This window comes from Marinobacter sp. L-46 (assembly GCF_056859535.1).
The window spans coordinates 1-22,522 of sequence record NZ_JBSXOP010000015.1 but is presented as its reverse complement, the minus strand read 5'-3'; the positions used below and the strand labels follow the sequence as shown (position 1 = coordinate 22,522).

The following is a 22,522-nucleotide window of genomic DNA, read 5'->3' as shown; positions in this document are numbered from 1 at the left end:
CTTTATCCAAACTCATAATGAGAAACTGGCAAAGCCGTTCCGCTGGCACAAGAGTGCAGAATCGATTATGACTTCAGTGACGCGAGCAAAGCTGAGTGTTATTGATAATAAATAAAGGGATTACCCAGACGGGACACTAGTCTCCCGCTTGGGCAGAGCCACAACCCGTGCCGTCATCAAGCCCCTCAAACAGGTCCGACGGATAAGCCACGTTATCGTCGATGCTGAGATGCCTTTGGTACAGTCCCGCTGTGTCTATTGCCTCCTGAACAGGCCGAAACGACCGCCGGTGGTCCGGTGTTGCACCCAAGCGTTTCAGCGCTTCCAGATGCACCGGCGTGGGATAACCTTTGTGCTGGGCCAGACCGTAGCCGGGGTATTGCTGCTCCAGCATCTCCATTTCCCGGTCGCGGGTGACCTTGGCGAGGATAGACGCGGCGCTGATCGCCTCAACCCGGGCATCGCCCTTCACCACCGGCTCGGAGGGCCAGCGCCAATCCGGGCAACGGTTGCCGTCTACCAATACGTATTCAGGTTCGAGAGCCAGGCCTTCCACCGCACGGGTCATGGCCAGCAAGGTAGCCTGGTAGATATTGATCTGGTCAATTTCCGATGCCTCACACCGGCCCAGGCTCCAGGCAGCGGCCCTTTCGAGGATCTCGTCGTACAGCTTCAGGCGGCGCTTTTCGGTGAGCTTCTTGGAGTCCGCCAGGCCCTCAATCGGCCGTTCCGGGTCCAGTATCACGGCCGCAGTCACCACTGCTCCAATCAGCGGGCCGCGGCCCACTTCATCAACCCCTGCCAGTAACCGACCCTTGTAGCTGCACTCAAATGGTGGAAGGTCTTTTGCGGCCATCAGCGCCGGCGCTCCATTAATTCGGAAATAGCGGTTGCAGCGCGTTCGTCCGCATTCTGGCGCAGGCTTTCGTGCAACTCGCTGAAGGCTTGCTGCAACTGCTCGCGCTCTTCGGTGTTTTCCATGCGCTCCAGCACGGCGGCGCCCAGGGCCTCCGGTGTGGCGTCATCCTGCAGCAACTCCGGCACCAGGCCTTGTTGCGCCAGCAGGTTCGGCAGGGCCACCCAGGGCACCTTCACCAGACGGGACAGCAGTTTGTAGCTGAGGTTGCTCAACCGGTAGCCCACCACCATAGGGCGCTTGAGCAGCATGGCTTCCAGGGTTGCCGTGCCCGAGGCCAGCAATACCACATCGCTGGCCGCCATCACCTCCCGGGAACGACCACGCACCAGGGTAACCGGCAGTTTCACTTCCAGCGCCTCTACCAGACCCTCTACCTGTTTCTCCCGGTCCCGGTTGACGCAGGGAATCACCAGCTGGATATCCGGGCGGCGCTCCTGCAGCCAGCGGGATGCCTCCAGAAACAGGGTGCCAAGGCGCTCAACTTCCCCACCCCGGCTGCCGGGCAATACTGCCAGAACCGGCTGATCGAGGTTCAGGCCAAGTGCCTTGCGGGCCGCCCCTGTATCTGGCTGCATGGGAATTCTGTCAGCCAGCGGGTGCCCCACAAAGGCCACCGGCACATTGTGCTCTTCGTAGAAACGGGCTTCGAAGGGAAACAGGGTGAGCATCAGGTCGACAGACTTGGCAATCTTGAAAATTCGCTTCTGGCGCCAGGCCCAGACCGAGGGGCTTACGTAATGAACCGAGGGAATACCGGCTTCCCGGCAGCGGCGTTCAATCGCCAGGGTGAAATCCGGGGAATCGATACCGATGACCACGTCCGGCGGTGTGGTGAAGAAGTATTCCAGCAGGCGCGCACGGATACTGAACAGCTCGCGAATGCGCCCGAGCACTTCCACCAGCCCCATCACGGAAAGCCTTTCCATGGGTACCAGGGAGTGAAAGCCTTCGGCGATCATTTCATCGCCGCCGATGCCCACAAAGCGGGCTTTCGGATAGCGTTTGCGCAACGAGCGAATCAGCCCGGCACCGAGGATATCCCCCGATGCCTCGCCGGCGATGATTGCAATGGTTACCTTGCGGGAGCTGACCTGCCCGGTTTCAGCGGTTGCCACCAGGGCCTCCTGGCTCAGCGAATGATGCCGCGATCCGCTCCCCGGAGCGAGTCAATCAGCGGGCGGACTTCCGGCACGTCATTAAAGGACTTCTCGAGTTCTTCAATCGCCTGCTCGGTGGTCAGGCCCTGACGGTAAACCACCTTGTAGGCGCGGCGCAGGGCCATCAGCACGTCTTTGCTGAAGCCACGACGCTTCAGGCCTTCCACATTCATGCCATGGGGCTGGGCAGACTGGCCAGACGCCATCACATAGGCAGGAATGTCTTTGAGTACGATGCTGCCGCCAGCCGCCATGCTGTGGGGGCCGATGTGGCAGAACTGGTGCACCATGGTGCCACCGCCGAGAATAGCATGGTCGCCTACGGAGACGTGGCCGGCCAGGGTGGCGCAGTTGGCCAGGATGGTGTTGTCGCCTACGATGCAATCATGGGCCACGTGTACATAGGCCATCAGCAGGTTGCCGCTGCCAATACGGGTTTCGCCCCGGTCCTGGACCGTGCCACGGTGAATCGTGCAGTTTTCGCGGATAATATTGTTATCACCAATCACCAGCGTGGTGGGCTCGCCGGCGTATTTCTTGTCCTGACACTCTTCACCGATGCTGGAAAACTGAAAAATGCGGTTATTGCGACCGATTACCGTTGGGCCCTTGACCACCACGTGGGAGAGAATCTCGGTACCCTCGCCGATCTCCACACCGGGGCCGATGTAACTCCAGGGGCCTACGGTTACGTTGTCTGCCAGTTTGGCTGACGGGTCTACAATCGCCTGAGGATGGACACCCGACCAGTCATTTGTCGCCATCAAGCTTCTCTCTCAGCGGTCATGATTTCTGCCACGCACACCACTTCGCCATCAACGAGTGCCCGGCAATTGAATTTCCAGATACCGCGCTTGGCGGAGACAAATTCAGCCTCCATATCCATGCGGTCTCCCGGCACCACGGGGCGCTTGAAGCGCGCTTTGCTGGAGCCAGCCAAATATTGTATCACGCCATCAGAGGGTTTCCGTTCTACAGTCACAAAACCGAGAATGCCCGCCAACTGGGCCATGGCTTCGATAATCAGCACGCCGGGCATAATCGGGTTATCCGGGAAGTGCCCGGTAAAGAACGGCTCGTTGAAGGAGATGTTCTTGTAGCCTTTGATCGACTTACCTTTCTCCACATCGGTAACCCGGTCTACCAGCAGAAACGGGTATCTGTGTGGCAGGTACTCAAGAATCTCATCAATCTTCATCTGCATGTTGATCGGCCTCAGCCCTCTGATTTCTTTTCCAGTTCTTTTATGCGCCGGGCCAGGCTGTCCAGATGCCTGAAACGCACGGCGTTCTTGCGCCAGTTCCGGTTAGTGTCGGCACTGGTGCCGGAAGAATACACGCCCGGCTCTCGGATATCACCCGTTACCAGCGTCATGCCGGTAAGGTGCACCTGATCCCCGATCTCCAGGTGCCCCGCCACCCCGGAGGCGCCACCAAACACACAGTGTTTGCCGATGCGGGTACTGCCGGCGATACCGACCATGGCAGCCATGGCGCTGTGATCACCGATATGAACGTTATGGGCGATCTGGATCAGGTTATCCAGCTTCACACCGTTGCCAATGACTGTGCTGTCGAGCGCGCCACGGTCGATGGTGGTGTTGGCGCCCACTTCCACATCATCACCCAGCACCACACCGCCAAGTTGGGCAATGCGGTGCCACTGGCCCCGCTCGTTGGCAAAGCCGAAACCGTCTGAACCGATCACCGCACCACTGAGGATATGGCAACGCTGCCCCACTACAATGTCGTGGGCCAGGGTAACCCGGGGGCGGATAATCGTGTGGTCTCCGATGCGGCTGCGTGCGCCGATGACGGTGCCGGCGCCTATTACAACGTGGGCTCCAAGATACACACCGGCTTCGATGACCGCGTGGGGCCCCACGCTGGCAGTGTTGTCTATGCTGGCGCTCTCATCTACCACAGCGGTGGGATGAACACCGGCTGAGGCCACCGGCGCAGGGTCAAACCAGTGACTGAGGCGAGCATAGCCCATGTACGGGTTGTCCAGTAACAGGACATTGGTAGGGCAATCATCCGCGGCTACAGGTGAGAGGATAACCGCACCGGCCCGGGTATCTTGCAGGTATTTGCCGTAGGCCGGATTGGCCAGAAAGCTGATCTGATCCGGGCCGGCGGCCTTCAAGGTGGCCAGGCCGCTGACCATGATATCGGGGTCTCCCCGGAGACTGGCTCCCAACGCATCGGCTATTTCCTGGAGCCGATAGGACTTCTGTGACATTGCCTTCTCCAAACACCGGGGCGGGGAGCCCCTTGTTCTTTACTTGTTCAGTTTGTCCAGCAGCTGGGACGTCAGATTCATTTCCGGCTTCACGTAAACCACCGCTTCGCTGGGCAGGATCAGGTCCAGGTCATGCTCTTCCAGCAGTTCTTTGACCGCCACATCCACTTCCGGGCGGGCATTTTCAAGGAACTGCTGCTTGCGCTGGTTAACCGTGGCATCGAGGCGTTGCTTGAGGAAGTTGAACTCCTGCACCTTCTCCTGGAATTCACCCGCCACCTTGTTACGCTCGCTTTCGTTCATCATGGAGCCGTCTTTTTCCAGGCGGTCTTTCAGCTTGCGGGCTTCTTCCTGGGCCTGGCGAACCTTATCTTCATCTCCGGCGAAGTCCCGCTGCAGCTGCTGGCTGAAGGTCTGGGCATCATCCGAGGCAAACAGGGCCTGGCGCAGATCCACCACACCAATGCGGGTTTCGGCAGCTGCCTGGGCCGAAAAGGCCAGCAAGGCGGCACCAATCAAAGCAGTCACACGGTTCATCTTCAATCTCCTTTGTTTCATCCTTTATTTTTTATAGTGGCGTCAGAATGTCTGGCCCATAGAGAACTGGAATACCTGGGTGTTATCACCCGGCTTGTCGTTCAGCGGCTTCGCCAGACTGAAGGCCAGCGGGCCAACAGCGGTAATCCACTGGAAGCCAATACCGGCGGACATTCTGATTTCGCTCAGTTCCGGATCGAAACCGCGCGCAGTGTTGAACACCTGACCTGCGTCCAGGAAAAACGCCGTTCTCATGGAGCGGGTATCACCGGCAAAGGGCGTGGGGAATATCAGCTCAACACCACCTTCAGTGAGCAGGTTACCGCCGAACGGATCCGGGCGTGAGAGGTCGTTGACGTTGTTCGTAGCAAGGAGACCCAAGGAGTTGGCCCGGTACCCCCGAACCGATCCGTAGCCCCCTGCATAGAAGTACTCGTAAAACGGCATCTGGGTCCGATCTCCGTAACCATCACCATAACCGATCTCTGAACGCGCCCGTAAGATCCAGCGATTATCGTCAGTCACCGGATAGTAGAAATCGGTCTTGTGTGTCACCTTGTAAAAGGTCAGATCGCTGCCCGGCACTGCTACGTCAAGCGACAACGACTGGCTATGGCCATCACTGGGCAGAACACCCCGGTTGAAAGTACTGCGGCGCCAGCTGCCGAAGAGGAAGAAGTTATTGAACGAATCCCCTTCCTCATCAATGAACTGAATGACCTCCTGTGAGGTGAACCGGCCTTCCTTAAGATTGGACTGGGTAAACCCGGCCCCAAAGTTCAAACGGGTGATATTGTCCGTGGGATAACCGAAGGTGATACGGCCGCCATATTCGTCCAGCAGGAAGGCGGAGATATACTCTTCCTCATAATCGGTTTGCCGGGCAAAAAGACTGTAGCCACGGCTTACGCCGTCAACCGTGTAGTAAGGGTCCAGGTAGGAGACGTTTGCGCTTTTGACAAAATTACTCACGTTGACACCGAAAGAGACGCGCTTCCCGGTACCGAAAAAATTATTCTCGGACACGTTGGCGCCAAGAATCACCCCGGACTGCTGCGAGAAACCGACGGAAGCGGAAAGACTGCCCGTCGGCTGTTCTGCCACGGAGTAGTTCACATCAACCAGATCGTCGGTGCCCGGAACTGGTACCGTCTCAACATTCACCATCTCGAAGAAGCCGAGACGCTCCAGTCTGGTCTTGGAGAAGTCGATACGATCCGAAGAAGCCACGCCCCTTTCCATCTGCGTCATTTCCTGGCGGAGAACGTCGTCACGAGTCGACACGTTGCCCTCGAAATTGATCCGTCGCACATAGGCCCGTTTGCCCGGCTCAATGAAAAAGGTCACCGCGGCGGTATTGTCCTCGCCGGGTTCCGGCACGGCGTTCACGCTGGCAAAGGCATAGCCCTCACGGCCGAGGCGGAACGACAGGGCTTCGGAAATGGCGGTCATCTGGGCCCGGGAGAACACATCGCCCTCTTTAACCGGAATCAGCTTGCGCAATTCCTCTTCCTCAACAATCACGTTACCGCGCAGGCGGATGTCAGAGATGGTGTACTGGGGGCCTTCATCCAGGGCGATGGCGATGAACACCTGCTTCTTGTCCGGTGAAATGGACACCTGGCTGGATTCGACGCTGAAATCCAGGTAACCGCGGTTCAGGTAGAACGACCGCAGAGACTCCAGGTCACCACTCAGGCTTTCCCGGGCGTACTTGTCTTTGTTGGTCAGTGAGTTCCACCAACTGCTGGTGCGCAGCTCGAACAGGTCGATCAGCTCTTCGTCGCTAAAATCCTTGTTGCCGATGATGTTGATGTGCTGGATGGCGGCTACCGAGCCTTCGTTGATACCCAGGCGCACGGCTACCCGGTTGCGGGGCAACTCTTCTGCGGTCGCTTTGACCCGGGCGTTGTATCGGCCCTGAGCAATGTAGGAGCGCAGGATTTCCAGCTCCAGGCGCTCCAGCGTGGCCCGGCGGAACACCTGCCCTTCTTCCAGGCCCGCCCCGGCCAGGGCATCCATCAGCATATCGGTTTCGATGTTCTTGTTGCCTTCGATCTCGATGGAGGAAATCGATGGCCGCTCCTTCACCGTCAGAATCAGCACGCCACCATCACGGCTGGCCTGGATATCGGTAAACAATCCGGTGCCGAACAGATTCTTGATGGCGCCCGCCAGGCGGGTTTCGTCAATCTGCTCACCAATATTGACCGGGAATCCGGCAAATACGGAACCGGCGGATACCCGCTGCAGGCCTTCTACCTCGATGTCCGCAACCGTAAATTCATCCGCCAGCGCTGGCTTCATACCGGTTGCGGTAATGGCGAGGCCAACGGCTACAGCTAGAAGGGAACGTCTCATTCAGTTTTATCGCCTGGTTAATGTGCGGTAAGGAGCCCGCAATTCTCACAACCGCATCAGGTCGTTGTAAAGAGCAAACACCATTAAACTCAGAATCAAAGCCATACCAATTCGTAATCCCAGCGCCTGCGCGTGCTCCGACACCGGCTTCCGGCGGATGGCTTCGATGGTGTAATACACGATGTGGCCGCCGTCCAAAACCGGAACCGGCAGCAAGTTCAAAACCCCGAGGCTGACACTCAGATACGCCAGGAACCGGACAAAATCCTCGAATCCGGAACTGACGCTGGCTTCCGCCACCCGGGCGATGGTGATCGGCCCGCTCAGGTTAGTGGGCGACAGCAGGCCGGTGACCATCTTCTTGATGGCCACCAGTGTCAGCCGGGTGTCGGCCCAGGTTTCTTCAAGCGCATTGGGAATCGCCGCCAGCGGGCCGTAGCTAATCTCCCGAAGCACGCTGTCCGGCCAGCTTATGGCCTGCACCCCGGCGCCCACAAAACCGATGTCCTGGCCGTTTTCCAGCGTTCTGGTGGCCGGCGTTACCGGAACATCCAGAGTCTGCCCGTTCCGCTCCACGGTTAACTGCAGCTGCTGCTCCGGGGACTCGCGAATGATATCTACCAGCGCGAACCAGTCCGCCACCGGCTCACCGTCTACAGCGGTAACCCGGTCATCGGGCTGCAACCCCGCCATGGAGGCGCGGCCGTCTTCACTGATCTGACCCAGCACCGCCGGTACGTCCGGGCGCCAGGGGGTGATGCCGAATTCCGCCAGCGGATTGGGTTCGTCGTTGCTGAGGTTCCAGCCGTTCAGCGGGGCTGAAAAGGTACCACGGGCACCATCACGGGAAACTTCCAGCGAAATGGGGCCCTGCTCCCCTGCCCGCTCCAGCAGGCGCATATTCACGTCGCGCCAGGATGTTACCTGGCGGCCATCCACCCCCAGAATTTCCATACCTTCCTGCAGGCCCGCGCGCTCGGCCACGCTGTCTGGCGCCACTTCGCCAACAATGGGTGCTACCGTGGTCACTCCCACCACACTGATCAGCCAGTAGGCAAAGATAGCGAAAATAAAGTTGGCGACGGGCCCTGCTGCCGCAATGGCAATGCGCTGGGATGGCGGCTTGGAGGTGAAGGCCTGGTCTTCCAGTTCGGCCGGCACAGGGCCTTCCCGGGCGTCCAGCATTTTCACGTAGCCGCCAAGAGGGATGGCGGCTACGGCAAATTCGGTGCCGTGGCGGTCGTACCAGGAAAACAGCGGCTTACCGAAACCCACAGAGAAACGCAGCACTTTGACTCCGCAGCGGCGAGCGACCCAGAAATGGCCGAACTCGTGCAGCGTCACCAGAATGCCGAGGGTTAGTGCAAGTGCCAGTACGCTTTGAATAATCTGCATAGACTGTCCGGTTGATAACTGAAAGCCGGCGCAACACGCCCCGCCGGAATCAGACCGATAAAAGGCGAATCTGTTCCATTGCCCGTTCGCGGGCTTCGGCGTCTTTCTGGAAGATGGTATCGAAACTGTCCGCCGATACCACTTCGGTGGCCGCCAGTGTTCGCTCTATGATAACGGGAATGTCCGCAAAGCACAGCCCGCCTTCCAGGAATGCCGCCACGGCCACTTCGTTAGCGGCGTTGAGGACGGCTGGCGCGGTGCCACCAGTGGCGAAGGCTTCAGCAGCCAGCCTCAGGCACGGAAAACGCTGCAAGTCCGGTCGCTCGAAGTGAAAGCGGCCGATGGCGAACAGGTCCAGGGGAGCGACCCCGGCTTCGATACGCTCGGGCCAGGCCAGACCATTGGCGATCGGAGTTCGCATATCCGGGCTACCCAACTGCGCCAGCACCGAGCCGTCTGCATACTCCACCATGGAATGGATGATGCTTTCGGGGTGAACGTGCACCTCCACTTTGTCCGGCGAGGTATTGAACAGCCAGCAGGCCTCGATGAGTTCCAGGCCCTTGTTCATCAGGGTGGCAGAATCAACGGAAATCTTCTGGCCCATGGACCAGTTGGGGTGGGCACAGGCCTGGGCAGGCGTTACCGAGCGCAACTGTTCGGCCGGCAAAGTGCGGAACGGGCCGCCAGAGGCGGTGAGCAGAATGCGGGTAATGCCAGCGGCTTGCGGATTACGCACCTTGTCTGCCGGCATGCACTGGAAGATGGCATTGTGTTCCGAATCGATAGGCAGCAGTTCAGCACCGGATTCAGCCACGGCATCCATAAAGAGCTGGCCGGACATGACCAGGGCTTCTTTATTGGCCAGCAGTACTCGTTTGCCAGCGCACACCGCCGCCAGTGTCGGCGCCAGCCCGGCAGCCCCGACAATCGAAGCCATTACGGTGTCGGCCTGTTCGGCTGCTGCCACGTCAATCAGCCCTTGCTCGCCACTGAGTACGTCAATGTCGGGGCAATCGGCGAGCAGGCCAGCCAGTTCCTCTGCCGCCCCGGCATCCGCCATCACCGCTATCCGGGGGCGGAATTCCCGGCAAAGCGCGGCTAATTCCGGTGCCCGTGTTCCCGCCGTGAGGGCGTGAACCGAAAAACGCTCCGGGTGCCGCCGAATAACATCCAGGGTACTCAGGCCAATTGAGCCTGTTGCCCCCAGTACCGTAATGCTGCGTGTGATCATAAATTCCAGACACCCGTAGACAACCAGCCCAGCAGCGTGATCATCAGGGCAAAGACGGGAATCGCGGCAGTAAGGCTGTCAATACGGTCCATAATGCCGCCGTGCCCGGGCAGCAACTGGCTGCTGTCTTTGATACCACGGAATCGCTTTAGCATGCTTTCCAGCAAATCCCCCAGCACCGATACCAGGCCGGTAACGAGGCTTGCCAGCACCAGCAGAACGGTTTGCACGGCACCGGCGCCGGCAATCAGGCTGGCCGCCACTGCCAGGGCAGCAACCGCAGCCAGGCCGCCCCACACGCCAGCCCAGGATTTACCGGGGCTCACTTTCGGTGCCAGCTTCGCCTTGCCGAAGGCCCGGCCGGCAAAATAGGCGCCGATATCCGCTACCCAGACCACCAGGAAGATATAGAGAATAGCCAGCAGGTTATTGGTCAGCTCACCGAACTGGAAGCTGCCGGTACGCAGATGGTTCAGCCCTACCCAGGCGGGAACCAGCACAAACAGCCCCATCAGGGCCCGTAGCGGCACGGCACCCCAGCGATCGGCGCCCGCCGGGTAACGGCTTACCAGCCCGAAGCACACCAGCCACCAGAGCAGGGCAAGCCAGAGCACTGTTATGGCCGGCACCTGCAACTGCCAGATCACGGCCAGAAGCCCTGCCATGATCAGGGCATAAATCACGCGCCCCGGCTGGCCTTCGATACCGGACATATTGGCCCACTCCCAGGCGCCAAGGGAGATAATGGCACCGGTAAACAGAGCAAAGCCCACCGGAGGCAGGAAGAAAATCCCGCCGATCGCGATAGGAGCCAGGATAAGCGCAGTAATAATTCGGGTTTTTAACACGGTGTTGGTCGCTATATCGTTATTGTTTTGTGGCGCGGGCGGCGATCTGGTCATCGGTTTGCCCGAACCGGCGCTTGCGCCCGGCGTAGGCTTCCAGTGCCTTCTGCATTTGATCGGCCTTGAAGTCCGGCCAGAACACCTCAGAGAAATAGAATTCGGTGTACGCCAGGTGCCACAACAGGAAATTGCTGATGCGCTGCTCGCCAGCCGTACGGATCAGCAAGTCAGGCATGGGCAGGTCACCGATACTCAGGTGCCGCTGGATCAGGTCATCAGTGATATCTGAAGCTTCCAGCTCGCCAGCGCGCACTTTTTGGGCCACTTGCCGGGTGGCCTCGGTAATATCCCAGTGGCCGCCGTAATTGGCGGCAATCACCAGGGTCATGGCGGTATTGTCACGGGTGAGCGTTTCGGCCCGCTCCATGTGTTCCTGGAGGGTCGAATTAAACGCGGAGCGGTCGCCGATAATGCGAAGGCGAATGTTATTCCGGTGCAGCTTGCGGACTTCCCGTTCCAGGGCAATCAGGAACAGGCGCATCAGCGCCGAAACCTCGTCTTTCGGACGACGCCAGTTCTCACTGGAAAACGCAAACAGGGTGAGCACTTCCACGCCTTGCCGGGCACAGGTTTCTACCACGGCTTTCACCGCATCCACGCCGGCCTTGTGGCCTGCCACTCCCTTGAGCCGGTGCGCCTTGGCCCAGCGGTTATTGCCATCCATGATAATGGCCACGTGCCGGGGGCGGCTGTCTGCCTCCACCGGAATTTCTGCGGTTACTTGTCCCGTCATGAAATCCTCTGCGCGGCGGACATCCAGCCGCCGCTCATTCTGCTCTGAACAGACCCGGGCGATTATACCGCCATCAGGTCCTCTTCCTTCACCTTCAGCAGCTTGTCCACTTCAGCGATGTGCTTGTCGGTCAGCTTCTGGATTTCTTCTTCGCCACGGCGCTGGTCGTCTTCGCTGATATCCTTGTCCTTCAGCAAATCCTTCAGCATGCTGTTGGCGTCCCGGCGGGCGTTACGGATAGAAACCCGGCCGTGCTCGGCATCGGCCCTGGCCTGCTTGACCATTTCCTTACGGGTTTCTTCTGTCAGCATGGGCATGGGTACGCGAATGGCGTCGCCATTGGTGGACGGGTTCAGGCCCAGGTCAGACATCATGATGGCTTTTTCGATGGTCGGTACCAGGTTCTTTTCCCAGGGCGCCACCAACAGGGTGCGGTTATCTTCTACGTTCACGCTTGCCACCTGCTTCAGGGGCGTTTCCTGGCCGTAGTAGTTCACCATTACGCTGTCGAGAATGGCCGGATGGGCACGGCCGGTACGGATTTTGTTAAACGCCGAACCCAGAGCCTCCAGGCTCTTTTTCATTTTCTTTTCGGCTTCTGCTTTGATGTCGTTAATCACGTAAAAATCCTCAATTCGTTATTCAATCAGTGTGCCTTCTCTCTCACCCGTCACAATGCGGGTAAGAACGCCGGGCTGGTTCATGTTGAAAACCCGCAGCGGCATACCGTGGTCCTGGGCGAGGACGATGGCTGTCAGATCCATCACACCCAATTTCTTTTCCAGAACCTCATCGTAGGTCAGGTGGTCATATTTTACTGCGGTAGGATCAAGATTGGGATCGGCAGAGTAAACACCATCCACCTTGGTGGCCTTGAGTACCGCATCTGCTTCGATCTCGATACCGCGCAGGCAGGCCGCCGAATCCGTGGTAAAGAACGGGTTACCGGTGCCGGCGCTGAAGATCACCACGTCGCCTTCTTTCAGGTCGCGCACGGCGCGGCGGCGGTCGTAATGTTCAACAATACCACTCATTGGGATGGCAGACATTACGCGGGTACGAATGTTGGAGCGCTCCAGGGCGTCACGCATGGCCAGGCCGTTCATCACCGTGGCCAGCATACCCATGTGGTCGCCGGTTACGCGGTCCAGGCCGGCAGCGCTCAGTGCGGCGCCACGGAACAGGTTACCACCACCAATCACCAGCCCCACCTGAACACCAATGCCTATCAGGGCACCGATTTCCAGGGCCATGCGGTCAAGAACTTTGGGATCAATACCGAAATCGTGCTCGCCCATCAGGGCTTCACCACTGAGTTTGAGCAGAACGCGCTTGTATCTGGGCTGGGTTTTTGAAGATGTCGACATGGTGATCCCCTTCTCGTCTGTTGGCTATCCGGTATCAAACCCGCTGCAGGCTTGTATCTGACATACTCCTCGAAAAGGGGTATCTCAGATACAAGCCCGCCACGAAAGCCGGGAAAACCCGGCTGACGTGGCAGACTCAGGTAGCCCTGCCGCTTTGCGCGACCGGGCCGGGAAGAGGGATCAGGCCTTGCCTGTGCCAGCGGCAGCAGCCACTTCAGCGGCGAAATCCACTTCTTCTTTCTCGATGCCTTCACCCACTTCCAGGCGAACGAAGCCAACCAGGTCGCCACCGGCGGCCTTGATCAGATCACCCACTTTCTGGTCAGGGTTCTTGACGAACGGCTGCTCAACCAGGCTGTTCTCAGCCAGGAACTTCTTGATACGGCCACCCATCATCTTTTCAATGATCTCTGCAGGCTTGCCTTCCATGTCCGGCTGGGCCTTGATGATTTCCTTCTCTTTTTCCAGCTCTTCGGCAGGCATTTCGTCCGGCTTGCCAACGCGCGGGTTAACAGCGGCAACGTGCATGGCGATGTCGCGGGCCAGCTCTTCGTTACCGGCGCTCAGAGCTACAACAGAAGCAATCTTGTTGTTGCTGTGAACGTAGCCACCTACAACCGGGCCTTCAACCTTGATGACACGACGAACAGTGATGTTCTCGCCGATCTTCTGAACCAGCGCTTCACGCTTGGCTTCCAGATCGCCAGCCATCAGGGCTGCAACGTCGGTTTCGCCTTTTTCGAAAGCAACGTTCAGAACGTCGTTAGCGAAGCCCATGAAGTTGTCGTCACGAGCAACGAAGTCAGTCTCGGAGTTCACTTCCAGAATGTAGGCAACGGTGTTGTCGTCAGACACTTTTACCAGAGACACGCCTTCAGCAGCGGTACGGCCAGCCTTCTTGGCGGCTTTCAGGCCGGAAGACTTACGCAGCTCTTCGATTGCAGCGTCAACGTCGCCACCCGCTTCAACCAGTGCCTTTTTGCATTCCATCATGCCAAGGCCGGTACGCTCACGCAGCTCTTTGACCATTGCAGCGGTAATTGCAGCCATGTTCAATCCTCTTAAATCGTTTCCGAATTCGGTGGGGAGGTATGCCCGGATAAACAGGCGGGCATACCTTACAACTCAAACGTGAAGTTTAAGTGTTACTCGGCAGCCGGAGCAGCGCCTTCGGCGTTCTCGCTGACTTCAACAAACTCGTCAGCACCGCCTGCAGACTGGGAAGCTTCCAGGCAGGTATCAGCAACAGCCTTCACGTAGATCTGGATGGCGCGGATGGCGTCATCGTTACCCGGGATCACGTAGTCAACGCCGTCCGGATCGCTGTTGGTATCAACAACGCCGATTACAGGAATGCCCAGCTTGTTGGCTTCCTTGATGGCGATACGCTCGTGGTCTACGTCGATAACGAACAGCGCGTCAGGCAGGCCGCCCATATCCTTGATACCACCAATGGAACGCTCGAGCTTGTCCATTTCACGGGTACGCTCAAGGGCTTCTTTCTTGGTCAGCTTGTCGAAAGTACCGTCTTTGCTCTGGGCTTCCAGGTCACGGTAGCGACGGATAGACTGACGGATGGTCTTGTAGTTGGTCAGCATGCCACCCAACCAGCGGTGGTTAACGAACGGCTGGCCGGAACGCTCGGCTTCTTCCTTGATGATCTTGGCGGCAGCACGCTTGGTGCCAACGAACAGGATCTTGTTCTTGTTCTCAGCCAGGGACTGAATGAAGTTCAGGGCTTCATTCATGGCCGGAACAGTCTGCTCCAGGTTGATGATGTGAATCTTGTTGCGGGCACCGAAAATGAACTTGCCCATTTTCGGGTTCCAGTAACGAGTCTGGTGACCAAAGTGAGCACCTGCTTTCAGCAGGTCACGCATATTTACCTGAGCCATGACATTTACCTTTTAGCTTCGGGTTAGACCTCCACGCGTCCGATTGCCCCAACCAGTCTCTGCAAGCGCATTATGTGAGCTGCTAGCAGGTACCGGCACCCTGGGACAACGTGCTGACACGTGTGTGAATTTGCCGGATTCGTTTCCAGCGGGCGCGTTTATACCACAAAGCACCTGCCGCACGCCATTATTTTTGCCCCGCAACTTAACCGGGAGCTATGGCATCCATAGCACCACCCCGCCTTGTACCTTACCCCCATGCCCCTTAAAATGGCTGTTTGACGCAAATCAACAGGAAGTCCGATGCAGGTATCTATCAAGACCCCCGAAGAAATCGAAAAGATGCGCGTAGCCGGCCGCCTGGCTGCTGAAGTTCTGGAGATGATCGGCGAGCACGTAAAGCCCGGCGTAACCACCGAGGAACTCGACCGCATCTGCCACGACTACATTGTGAACGAGCAGAAAGCCATTCCGGCCCCGCTCAATTACAAGGGATTTCCGAAGTCTATCTGCACCTCGGTCAACCACGTTGTCTGCCACGGCATCCCTTCAGACAAGAAAGTACTGAAAGACGGCGACATCATTAATATCGATGTGACGGTTATTAAAGACGGCTACCACGGCGATACCAGCAAGATGTGGGTTGTCGGGAAGCCCAAGCCCGGCACCGAGCGACTGATCCAGATTACCCAGGAGTGCCTCTATAAAGGTATCGAACTGGTCAAGCCGGGCGCACGCCTGGGCGACATCGGCCATGTGATCCAGCAGCACGCCGAGAAACACCGTTACTCGATCGTTCGGGATTACTGCGGCCATGGCATTGGCGCGGTATTCCACGAAGAGCCACAGGTGATGCATTACGGTAAGCCCGGAACCGGCCTGGAACTGAAAGAAGGCATGACCTTCACCATCGAACCCATGCTGAACCAGGGCAAGTACCACACCAAGATGCTGGCCGACGGCTGGACCGCCGTGACCAAGGACCACAAACTGTCTGCCCAGTGGGAACACACCATCCTGGTAACTGCCGATGGCCACGAAGTACTGACCAAGCGATCGGAAGAGTCCTTCTAAGTGGACCGGAGTGAGCTTGAGTCCCGCATCAGTAACGACCGCTCACCGGTCTCCGCGGCCCGGCAATTACTGCGGGAGAGTTACGACGCCGATGCCGATGCATTCCGCGAGGGCGCAGACGTCCGGGCCCTGGTTCGCTCAAGGGCCGACACCGTAGACACGGTCCTCCGGCTGATCTGGAATCGATATCCGTTCGCCCGCTCTGAAGACATCGCCCTGATTGCCGTAGGTGGCTACGGCCGGGGCGAACTGCACCCCCACTCCGATATTGACCTGCTGATCCTCACCCGCGAGGGCATGGCGCCCGAGTGGCAGGACGATCTGGGCGCCTTCATTACCCTGCTGTGGGACCTGAAACTCGATATCGGCCACAGCGTGCGCAGCATGGACGAATCCATCTCCGCCGCACGGGAAGATATCTCGATACTTACCAACCTGCTGGAAACCCGCACCATTGCCGGGCCAGACAGCCTGCGGCAAGCCTTGAGCGAACAGGCCTACTCCGACGAGGTGAGTTCCGACAAGGCCTACTTTGTGGCCAAGCGGGAAGAGCAGCAGCAACGCCACAAGAAATACGGCGACACCGAGTACAACCTGGAGCCCAACGTAAAAGGCTCCCCGGGCGCCCTGCGGGACATCCAGACCATCGGCTGGATTACCAAACGCCACTTCGGCCTGCAAAGCATCGCGGACCTGACCCGCTTCAGCATCCTCACCGAGGAAGAGCACCAGATTCTGCACGAAGGCGAAACCTTCCTGTGGCGCCTGCGCTATGGCTTGCAACTGATAGCCGACCGCAACGAGAACCGCCTGCTGTTCGACCACCAGCGGGCACTGGCCCAGATGCTGGGCTACCAGGACCAGGGCAAGCGGCTGGGCGTCGAACTGATGATGCAGCAGTACTACCGTACGGTGCTGGCCCTGGCTGAAATCACCGACGTGCTTTTGCAGTATTACGACGAAGCGATTATCGGCAGCGGCACGGAAGACGAAATCCGCCCGCTCAACAAGCGCTTCCAGATGCGCAACCTGTATATAGAAGCCATCAACAACCAGGTGTTCGCCTACGCCCCCTACGCCATCATGGAAATCTTTGTGCTGATGGCGCAGCATCCGGAGATCAAAGGCATTCGCGCCACCACCATCCGTTCACTGCGGGCGCACCGGCACCTGATTGACGATGCCTTCCGTAACGACCTGGCTGTCACTACCCTGTTCATGGAACTGATGCGCACGCCCCATGCACTGGACCAGACCCTGTCCGCCATGAAGAAGTACAACGTGCTGGGCCGCTACCTGCCGGAGTTTGGCCAGATCATCGGCCAGATGCAGCACGACCTGTTCCATATTTATACCGTGGACGCCCACACCATGCGGGTAATCCGCAACATGGTGCGACTGACCGGCACCGAGGCCCAGAGCGAATACCCCCTGGCCTCGCGCCTGATTCATCGGCTGCCCAAGCTGGATACCCTTTATATTGCCGGCCTGTACCACGATGTGGCCAAGGGCCGGGGCGGTGACCATTCCGAACTGGGCGCTATTGATGCCGAGGCCTTCTGCCAGCGTCATCACCTGAGCGAACGGGATACCCAGCTAATTTCCTGGCTGGTGGAGAACCACCTGTTCATGTCAATGACTGCCCAGCGCAAGGACATTTCCGATCCGGATATCATCCAGGCCTTCGCCCGGGCCATGCCCAGCCAGGCGCACCTGGATTACCTGTACATCCTCACGGTGTGCGACATCAGTGCCACCAACCCGAAACTCTGGAACACCTGGCGCGCCTCGCTGTTGCGCCAACTGTATATCGAAGCCAAGCGAGCCCTGCGCCGGGGTATCGATACCCCGGTAGACCGCCAGGCCTGGATAGACGCCACCCGCGAAGAGGCCCGGGAAATCCTGCGCGCCCAGAACATGACTAACGAACAGATCGACAAAATCTGGGACACGGTCGATGAGGAATATTTCCTGCAGGATTCCACCGTGGATATCGCCTGGCAAACCGCCGCGATTATCCGCCACGGCGACAACCCGGACCCGCTGGTACTGATCCGCGACACCCGGGGTGGCCCCACAGACGGCTATTCGCAAATCATCATCTATATGAAAGACCGGGTCGCCCTGTTTGCCGCCACCACCGCGGTACTGGAACAGCTGAACCTGAACATTGTCGACGCCCGCATCAACTCCAGTGAAGGCCCCTACTCCATCAGCTCCTACGTGGTGCTGGACGAGCAGGGCCAACCGTTGGGTGTTGACCCGGCCCGCAAAGAGCGGGTTCGCAAGCGGCTGATCGAAGAACTGGACGATCCGGAAGACTACCCCGACATCATCCACCGGCGCACTCCGCGCCAGTTGAAGCACTTCGCATTTCCTACCGAAGTGACTTTCTCCAACGACACCATTAATCAGCGCACGGTGATGGAAGTCATCACCCCCGACCGTCCGGGCCTGCTGGCACGGATTGGCCAGGTATTACTGGAACACCGGGTGCGCCTGACCAACGCCAAGATTGCCACCCTGGGCGAACGGGTAGAGGACGTTTTCTTTATTACCGACGAACACGGTAAACCCCTGAGCGACCCGAACGTATGCCAGGCCCTACAACAGCACATGAGTAAAATGCTGGACGATATTCAATGAATCCAAACCTGGAAAGACTGCACCCCTACCCCTTTGAAAAGCTGGCCGAACTGAAAGCCGGCATCAGCGTGCCGGAGCACCTGGCACCGATTTCACTGGGCATCGGCGAACCCAAACACCCGTCACCCGCCTTTGTTAAACAGGTGATTGCCGACAACCTGGACAAACTCGCCAACTACCCGACCACCAAAGGCCTGGACGAGCTGCGCGAAGCCATCGCCAACTGGGCCAGCCGCCGGTTCCAGCTGGCCGAGGGCACACTGGACCCGGCAAAACACGTGGTGCCGGTTAACGGTACCCGCGAGGCTATCTTTGCCCTGGTGCAGGCGGTTGTAGATTCCAGCAAGCCAGCAACCGTGGTCAGCCCAAACCCGTTTTACCAGATTTATGAAGGCGCAGCGTTCCTGGCCGGTGCCGATCCGGTCTACCTGCCCCGCGACGCAAGCAACGGCTTTATTCCGGACTTCGATGCGGTTCCGGAATCGGTCTGGAAGGACTGCCAGATCCTGTTCCTGTGCTCCCCGGGCAACCCCAGCGGCGCCGTGATTCCCCGGGAAACCCTGGTAAAAGTGATCGAACTGGCCGACCGCCACGATTTCCTGATCGCCTCCGACGAATGCTACTCCGAACTCTACCCAAACGAAGCCAACCCGCCCGAAGGCCTGCTGCAAACCTGCGCCGCCATCGGTCGGCACGATTTCAAACGCTGCGTGGTGTTCCATAGCCTGTCCAAGCGCAGCAACCTGCCGGGCCTTCGCTCCGGATTTGTGGCTGGCGACGCCGAGGTACTGGCCAGCTACCTGAAATACCGCACCTACCACGGCTGCGCCATGCCCGTTCAAAACCAGCTGGCCAGCATCGCCGCCTGGAACGACGAAGACCACGTACGGGAGAACCGTGCCGCCTACCGGGCCAAGTTCGAGGCCGTGGTACCCATCCTGCGCGAAGTGATGAACGTAGACTTCCCGGATGCCGGTTTTTATCTATGGCCGGAAACGCCCATGAGCGACGAAACCTTCGCCCGTGAACTATCCGCCCAGCAGAACGTACACGTACTGCCCGGGCGCTACCTCTCCCGCACCGTAGATGGCCACAACCCCGGCGAAAACCGCGTACGAATGGCGCTGGTAGCACCGCTGGAGGAGTGTGTGGAGGCGGCTCGGCGGATTGTTGAGTTTGTGAAACAAAATTGATTAGCCACGGACACTCACAGACACTCACGGACAAGTGATTACGGATATTTCTGCTTTCGTCCGTGTGGGTCCGTGAGTGTCCGTGGCAAAAAGAGGTTTTGAACCATGAAACTATACGGCATCAAAAACTGCGACACCGTCAAAAAAGCCCGCAAGTGGCTGGACGAAAACGGCATCGCCTACGAGTTCCACGACTTCAAGAAAGACGGCCTCTCCAGCGAGAAGCTGAGCCAGTGGGAACAGGCCCTGGGTTGGGAAGCGCTGATCAACAAACGGGGCACCACCTGGCGGAAACTTCCGGATGAGGTTCGTGATACCATTAGCGCCCAAAGTGCCCACCAGATCATGCTGGAGAACACCTCCATCATCAAACGCCCGGTTGTGGAACGGGGCGACGAGGTAAGCGTGGGCTTTAACGCAGACCAGTGGGCTGCGTGGACTGACTGACTTTTTTCGGCCACGGAATACATTCTTAAATTTTTAGTACAGGAGCAGATCAGATGAGTTTTGCATTCGGCATTGGCATCGGCAGCCAGAACAACCAGGGCGAGTGGCTGGAGGTTTACTACCAGCAGCCGATCATGACCCCAGGCAAAGACCTGATCGACGTGGTTGAAACCGCGCTGGACTACAAAGGCGGCAACCAGGCCATCGAAGCCGGCGCCGAGCAACTGAGCCAGTTTGCTAACGCCCTGCGCCAGCTGGGCCAGACCGAGCAGGCCAGGCTGGCCGAGCAGGCTGCCAACAGCAAGCGCCCGGTGGTGGTTACTGTACTGGCGACAGACGACACCGCCTCCAGCACCCCCGAGGTTTACCTGAAGCTGCACCTGATTTCCCATCGTCTGGCCAGGCCCCACACCCTGAAGCTGGACGGCATTTTCGGCCTGCTGCCGAACCTCGCCTGGACCAACGAAGGTGCCATCGACCTGAACGAACTGCCGGAGCGCCAGCTGCAAGCCCGTATTGAAGGCCGCACCCTGGAAGTGAAATCTGTAGACAAGTTCCCGCAGATGACCGACTACGTGGTACCCAAGGGCGTGCGCATCGCCGACACATCCCGGGTTCGTCTGGGCGCCTACGTGGGCGAAGGCACTACCGTCATGCACGAAGGTTTCATCAACTTCAACGCCGGTACCGAAGGCACCAGCATGATCGAAGGCCGCATCTCCGCCGGCGTGATCATCGGCAAGGGCTCCGACCTGGGTGGCGGCTGCTCCACGATGGGCACCCTGTCTGGCGGCGGTAACATCATCATCTCCGTCGGCGAAAACTGCCTGCTGGGCGCCAATGCCGGCATCGGCATCCCGCTGGGCGACCGCTGCACGGTTGAAGCTGGCCTGTACATCACCGCCGGCACCAAGGTGAACCTGCTGGACGACAACAACGATCTGGTAGAAGTCATTAAAGCCCGCGACCTGGCCGGCAAGAACGACCTGCTGTTCCGCCGCAACAGCCTGACCGGCGCGGTCGAGTGCAAGACCAACAAAACCGCGATTGAACTGAACGAAGAACTGCACGCAAACAACTAAAGGCCGTCACATGTCCCTGTCCCCCACCCTAGAACTCGCCATGGACCTCATCAGCCGTCCGTCGGTCACTCCAGACGATGCTGGCTGTCAGGAGTTGATGATGTCACGCCTGGCACCACTGGGCTTTGCTGGCGAGAACATGCGGTTTGGTGACACCGACAACCTCTGGGCCCGCAAGGGTTCAGAGGGGCCTGTGCTGGCCTTTGCCGGCCATACCGATGTGGTTCCGACCGGCCCGGAGAAGAACTGGGCCCACGCGCCGTTTGAGCCGGTGATCAAAGACGGTTACCTGTACGGCCGGGGCGCTGCGGATATGAAAGGCAGCCTGGCCGCCTTCGTAACCGCCTGCGAACGCTTTGTGGCGAACAACCCGAACCACCGGGGCTCTATCGCGTTGCTGATCACCAGCGACGAAGAAGGCCCGGCCCAGGACGGTACGGTAAAGGTGGTGGAAACCCTGGAAGCCCGAAACGAGAAAATGGACTGGTGCCTGATCGGCGAGCCGTCGAGTACGCACCAGGTGGGCGACGTCATCAAGAACGGCCGCCGTGGCTCCCTGCACGGCTACCTGACCGTACACGGGGTACAGGGCCACGTAGCCTACCCGCACATGGCGGAAAACCCGGTACACACCGTGGCACCGGCACTGGATGCCCTGGCAAAGGAATTTTGGGACAACGGCAACGATTTCTTCCCGCCAACCACGTTCCAGATTACCCGCATTGAGTCCGGTGTCGGCAGCAACATCATCCCCGGGGAATGCCTGGTGCACTTCAACTTCCGCTACTGCACAGAGAACACCGCAGAAAGCCTGGAAGAGCGGGTAGTGGCCGTGCTGGACCGCCATAACCTGAAGTACGACCTGCAGTGGCACCTCAGCGGTCGCCCCTTCCTGACTGACAAAGGCGCCCTCGTGTCTGCCAGCCAGAACGCCATCCGCACCGTCACCGGCCGCGAAACCGAGCTTTCCACCTCCGGCGGCACCTCAGACGGCCGCTTCATCGCCCCCACCGGCGCGCAGGTAGTAGAACTCGGCCCCATCAACGCCACCATCCACAAAGTGGACGAATGCGTGAAGGCTGACGATCTGGATACCCTGTCAGAGATTTACGAGCAGATACTGTTGGAACTGCTGGGGTGATTTCGTGCCACAGAGGGGTCAGACCCACGCGCGTCTTTGGGCCTTAGGGCCGCGTGAAGTGACCCCTAAAACTTGGACAGTTTAATCAGGCTGCAGCGGCAGCCTGCTCTCTGTACTCCACCGGAGTCAGGCCATTGAGTGTCAGCCGGATCCGGTGGTGGTTATAGTAGTCAATGTACTGCTCAATACCGTGTC

The 22,522-nt window shown here is 58.8% G+C and carries 22 protein-coding genes and 1 pseudogene; 7 read left to right on the top strand and 16 right to left on the bottom strand.

Annotation, left to right across the window (positions count from 1 at the left end):
- Window positions 1-115 (top strand): annotated as a pseudogene (locus AC13DJ_RS00775) (IS630 family transposase); the annotation flags it as partial.
- 21 nt (window positions 116-136) lie between these two features.
- Here AC13DJ_RS00775 and rnhB read toward each other — a convergent pair.
- From rnhB to rpsB, 15 genes are all read right to left on the bottom strand, one after another.
- The gene (gene rnhB / locus AC13DJ_RS00770) at window positions 137-856 is read right to left on the bottom strand and encodes a ribonuclease HII (RefSeq protein WP_474539741.1); all 720 of its coding nucleotides are present in this window, start codon (window positions 854-856) and stop codon (window positions 137-139) included.
- On the bottom strand, window positions 856-2,034 hold the full coding sequence (gene lpxB, locus AC13DJ_RS00765; protein ID WP_473802577.1) for a lipid-A-disaccharide synthase: 1,179 nt from the start codon (window positions 2,032-2,034) through the stop codon (window positions 856-858). The genes rnhB and lpxB overlap by 1 nt, the downstream gene beginning before the upstream one ends.
- A 14-nt stretch (window positions 2,035-2,048) precedes the next feature.
- A complete protein-coding gene (lpxA, locus tag AC13DJ_RS00760; protein ID WP_482932835.1) occupies window positions 2,049-2,840 on the bottom strand; it encodes an acyl-ACP--UDP-N-acetylglucosamine O-acyltransferase in 792 nt (263 codons plus the stop codon).
- Window positions 2,840-3,274, bottom strand: coding sequence for a 3-hydroxyacyl-ACP dehydratase FabZ (fabZ, locus tag AC13DJ_RS00755; protein ID WP_200861362.1), 435 nt, complete (start codon window positions 3,272-3,274; stop codon window positions 2,840-2,842). Before fabZ ends, lpxA begins: the two co-directional genes overlap by 1 nt.
- Window positions 3,275-3,291: 17 nt before the next feature.
- Window positions 3,292-4,317 (bottom strand): UDP-3-O-(3-hydroxymyristoyl)glucosamine N-acyltransferase, encoded by a 1,026-nt coding sequence (gene lpxD, locus AC13DJ_RS00750; RefSeq protein WP_482932834.1) that lies wholly within the window; start codon window positions 4,315-4,317, stop codon window positions 3,292-3,294.
- A 39-nt stretch (window positions 4,318-4,356) separates the two neighbouring features.
- The gene (locus AC13DJ_RS00745; RefSeq protein WP_273131890.1) at window positions 4,357-4,854 is read right to left on the bottom strand and encodes an OmpH/Skp family outer membrane protein; all 498 of its coding nucleotides are present in this window, start codon (window positions 4,852-4,854) and stop codon (window positions 4,357-4,359) included.
- A gap of 42 nt (window positions 4,855-4,896) precedes the next feature.
- Window positions 4,897-7,215 carry an outer membrane protein assembly factor BamA gene (gene bamA / locus AC13DJ_RS00740; protein ID WP_482932833.1) on the bottom strand — a complete coding sequence of 773 codons (2,319 nt, stop codon included), beginning with the start codon at window positions 7,213-7,215 and terminating at the stop codon, window positions 4,897-4,899.
- Window positions 7,216-7,260: 45 nt separating this feature from the next.
- Complete coding sequence (rseP, locus tag AC13DJ_RS00735; RefSeq protein ID WP_278350111.1) at window positions 7,261-8,610, bottom strand: RIP metalloprotease RseP; 1,350 nt, start codon at window positions 8,608-8,610, stop codon at window positions 7,261-7,263.
- Window positions 8,611-8,659: 49 nt separating this feature from the next.
- Window positions 8,660-9,844, bottom strand: a complete 1,185-nt coding sequence (gene ispC, locus AC13DJ_RS00730) for a 1-deoxy-D-xylulose-5-phosphate reductoisomerase (RefSeq protein WP_482932832.1) — start codon at window positions 9,842-9,844, stop codon at window positions 8,660-8,662.
- Window positions 9,841-10,692, bottom strand: a complete 852-nt coding sequence (locus tag AC13DJ_RS00725; protein WP_482932836.1) for a phosphatidate cytidylyltransferase — start codon at window positions 10,690-10,692, stop codon at window positions 9,841-9,843. The genes ispC and AC13DJ_RS00725 overlap by 4 nt, the downstream gene beginning before the upstream one ends.
- A 19-nt stretch (window positions 10,693-10,711) precedes the next feature.
- The gene (uppS, locus tag AC13DJ_RS00720) at window positions 10,712-11,482 is read right to left on the bottom strand and encodes a polyprenyl diphosphate synthase (RefSeq protein WP_482932831.1); all 771 of its coding nucleotides are present in this window, start codon (window positions 11,480-11,482) and stop codon (window positions 10,712-10,714) included.
- 62 nt (window positions 11,483-11,544) lie between these two features.
- A complete protein-coding gene (gene frr / locus AC13DJ_RS00715; RefSeq protein ID WP_022989866.1) occupies window positions 11,545-12,102 on the bottom strand; it encodes a ribosome recycling factor in 558 nt (185 codons plus the stop codon).
- Window positions 12,103-12,120: 18 nt separating this feature from the next.
- The gene (gene pyrH / locus AC13DJ_RS00710) at window positions 12,121-12,849 is read right to left on the bottom strand and encodes a UMP kinase (protein WP_022989865.1); all 729 of its coding nucleotides are present in this window, start codon (window positions 12,847-12,849) and stop codon (window positions 12,121-12,123) included.
- A 180-nt stretch (window positions 12,850-13,029) separates the two neighbouring features.
- Window positions 13,030-13,899, bottom strand: a complete 870-nt coding sequence (gene tsf / locus AC13DJ_RS00705; protein WP_482932830.1) for a translation elongation factor Ts — start codon at window positions 13,897-13,899, stop codon at window positions 13,030-13,032.
- Between the two features lie 95 nt (window positions 13,900-13,994).
- Window positions 13,995-14,744 (bottom strand): 30S ribosomal protein S2, encoded by a 750-nt coding sequence (gene rpsB / locus AC13DJ_RS00700; protein ID WP_022989863.1) that lies wholly within the window; start codon window positions 14,742-14,744, stop codon window positions 13,995-13,997.
- Window positions 14,745-15,047: 303 nt separating this feature from the next.
- Here rpsB and map point away from each other — a divergent pair, with 303 nt between their 5' ends.
- The 6 genes from map to dapE all read left to right on the top strand — a co-directional run bounded on the left by map (window position 15,048) and on the right by dapE (window position 22,327).
- Window positions 15,048-15,818: a type I methionyl aminopeptidase gene (gene map, locus AC13DJ_RS00695; protein ID WP_022989862.1), complete on the top strand. Its 771-nt coding sequence runs from the start codon at window positions 15,048-15,050 to the stop codon at window positions 15,816-15,818.
- Entirely contained in the window at window positions 15,819-18,464 is a 2,646-nt protein-coding gene (locus AC13DJ_RS00690) for a [protein-PII] uridylyltransferase (RefSeq protein ID WP_273131883.1), read from the top strand.
- The gene (dapC, locus tag AC13DJ_RS00685) at window positions 18,461-19,657 is read left to right on the top strand and encodes a succinyldiaminopimelate transaminase (RefSeq protein ID WP_474539740.1); all 1,197 of its coding nucleotides are present in this window, start codon (window positions 18,461-18,463) and stop codon (window positions 19,655-19,657) included. The genes AC13DJ_RS00690 and dapC overlap by 4 nt, the downstream gene beginning before the upstream one ends.
- A gap of 105 nt (window positions 19,658-19,762) precedes the next feature.
- On the top strand, window positions 19,763-20,104 hold the full coding sequence (locus AC13DJ_RS00680) for an ArsC family reductase (RefSeq protein ID WP_022989859.1): 342 nt from the start codon (window positions 19,763-19,765) through the stop codon (window positions 20,102-20,104).
- Between the two features lie 53 nt (window positions 20,105-20,157).
- Entirely contained in the window at window positions 20,158-21,186 is a 1,029-nt protein-coding gene (dapD, locus tag AC13DJ_RS00675; RefSeq protein WP_022989858.1) for a 2,3,4,5-tetrahydropyridine-2,6-dicarboxylate N-succinyltransferase, read from the top strand.
- Window positions 21,187-21,196: 10 nt separating this feature from the next.
- The gene (gene dapE, locus AC13DJ_RS00670; RefSeq protein ID WP_474543601.1) at window positions 21,197-22,327 is read left to right on the top strand and encodes a succinyl-diaminopimelate desuccinylase; all 1,131 of its coding nucleotides are present in this window, start codon (window positions 21,197-21,199) and stop codon (window positions 22,325-22,327) included.
- A gap of 85 nt (window positions 22,328-22,412) precedes the next feature.
- On the opposite strand, the gene AC13DJ_RS00665 is transcribed toward dapE, so the two are convergent.
- Window positions 22,413-22,522: IS3 family transposase (locus tag AC13DJ_RS00665; protein WP_482932797.1), on the bottom strand; the 110-nt coding region annotated here is incomplete at its 5' end.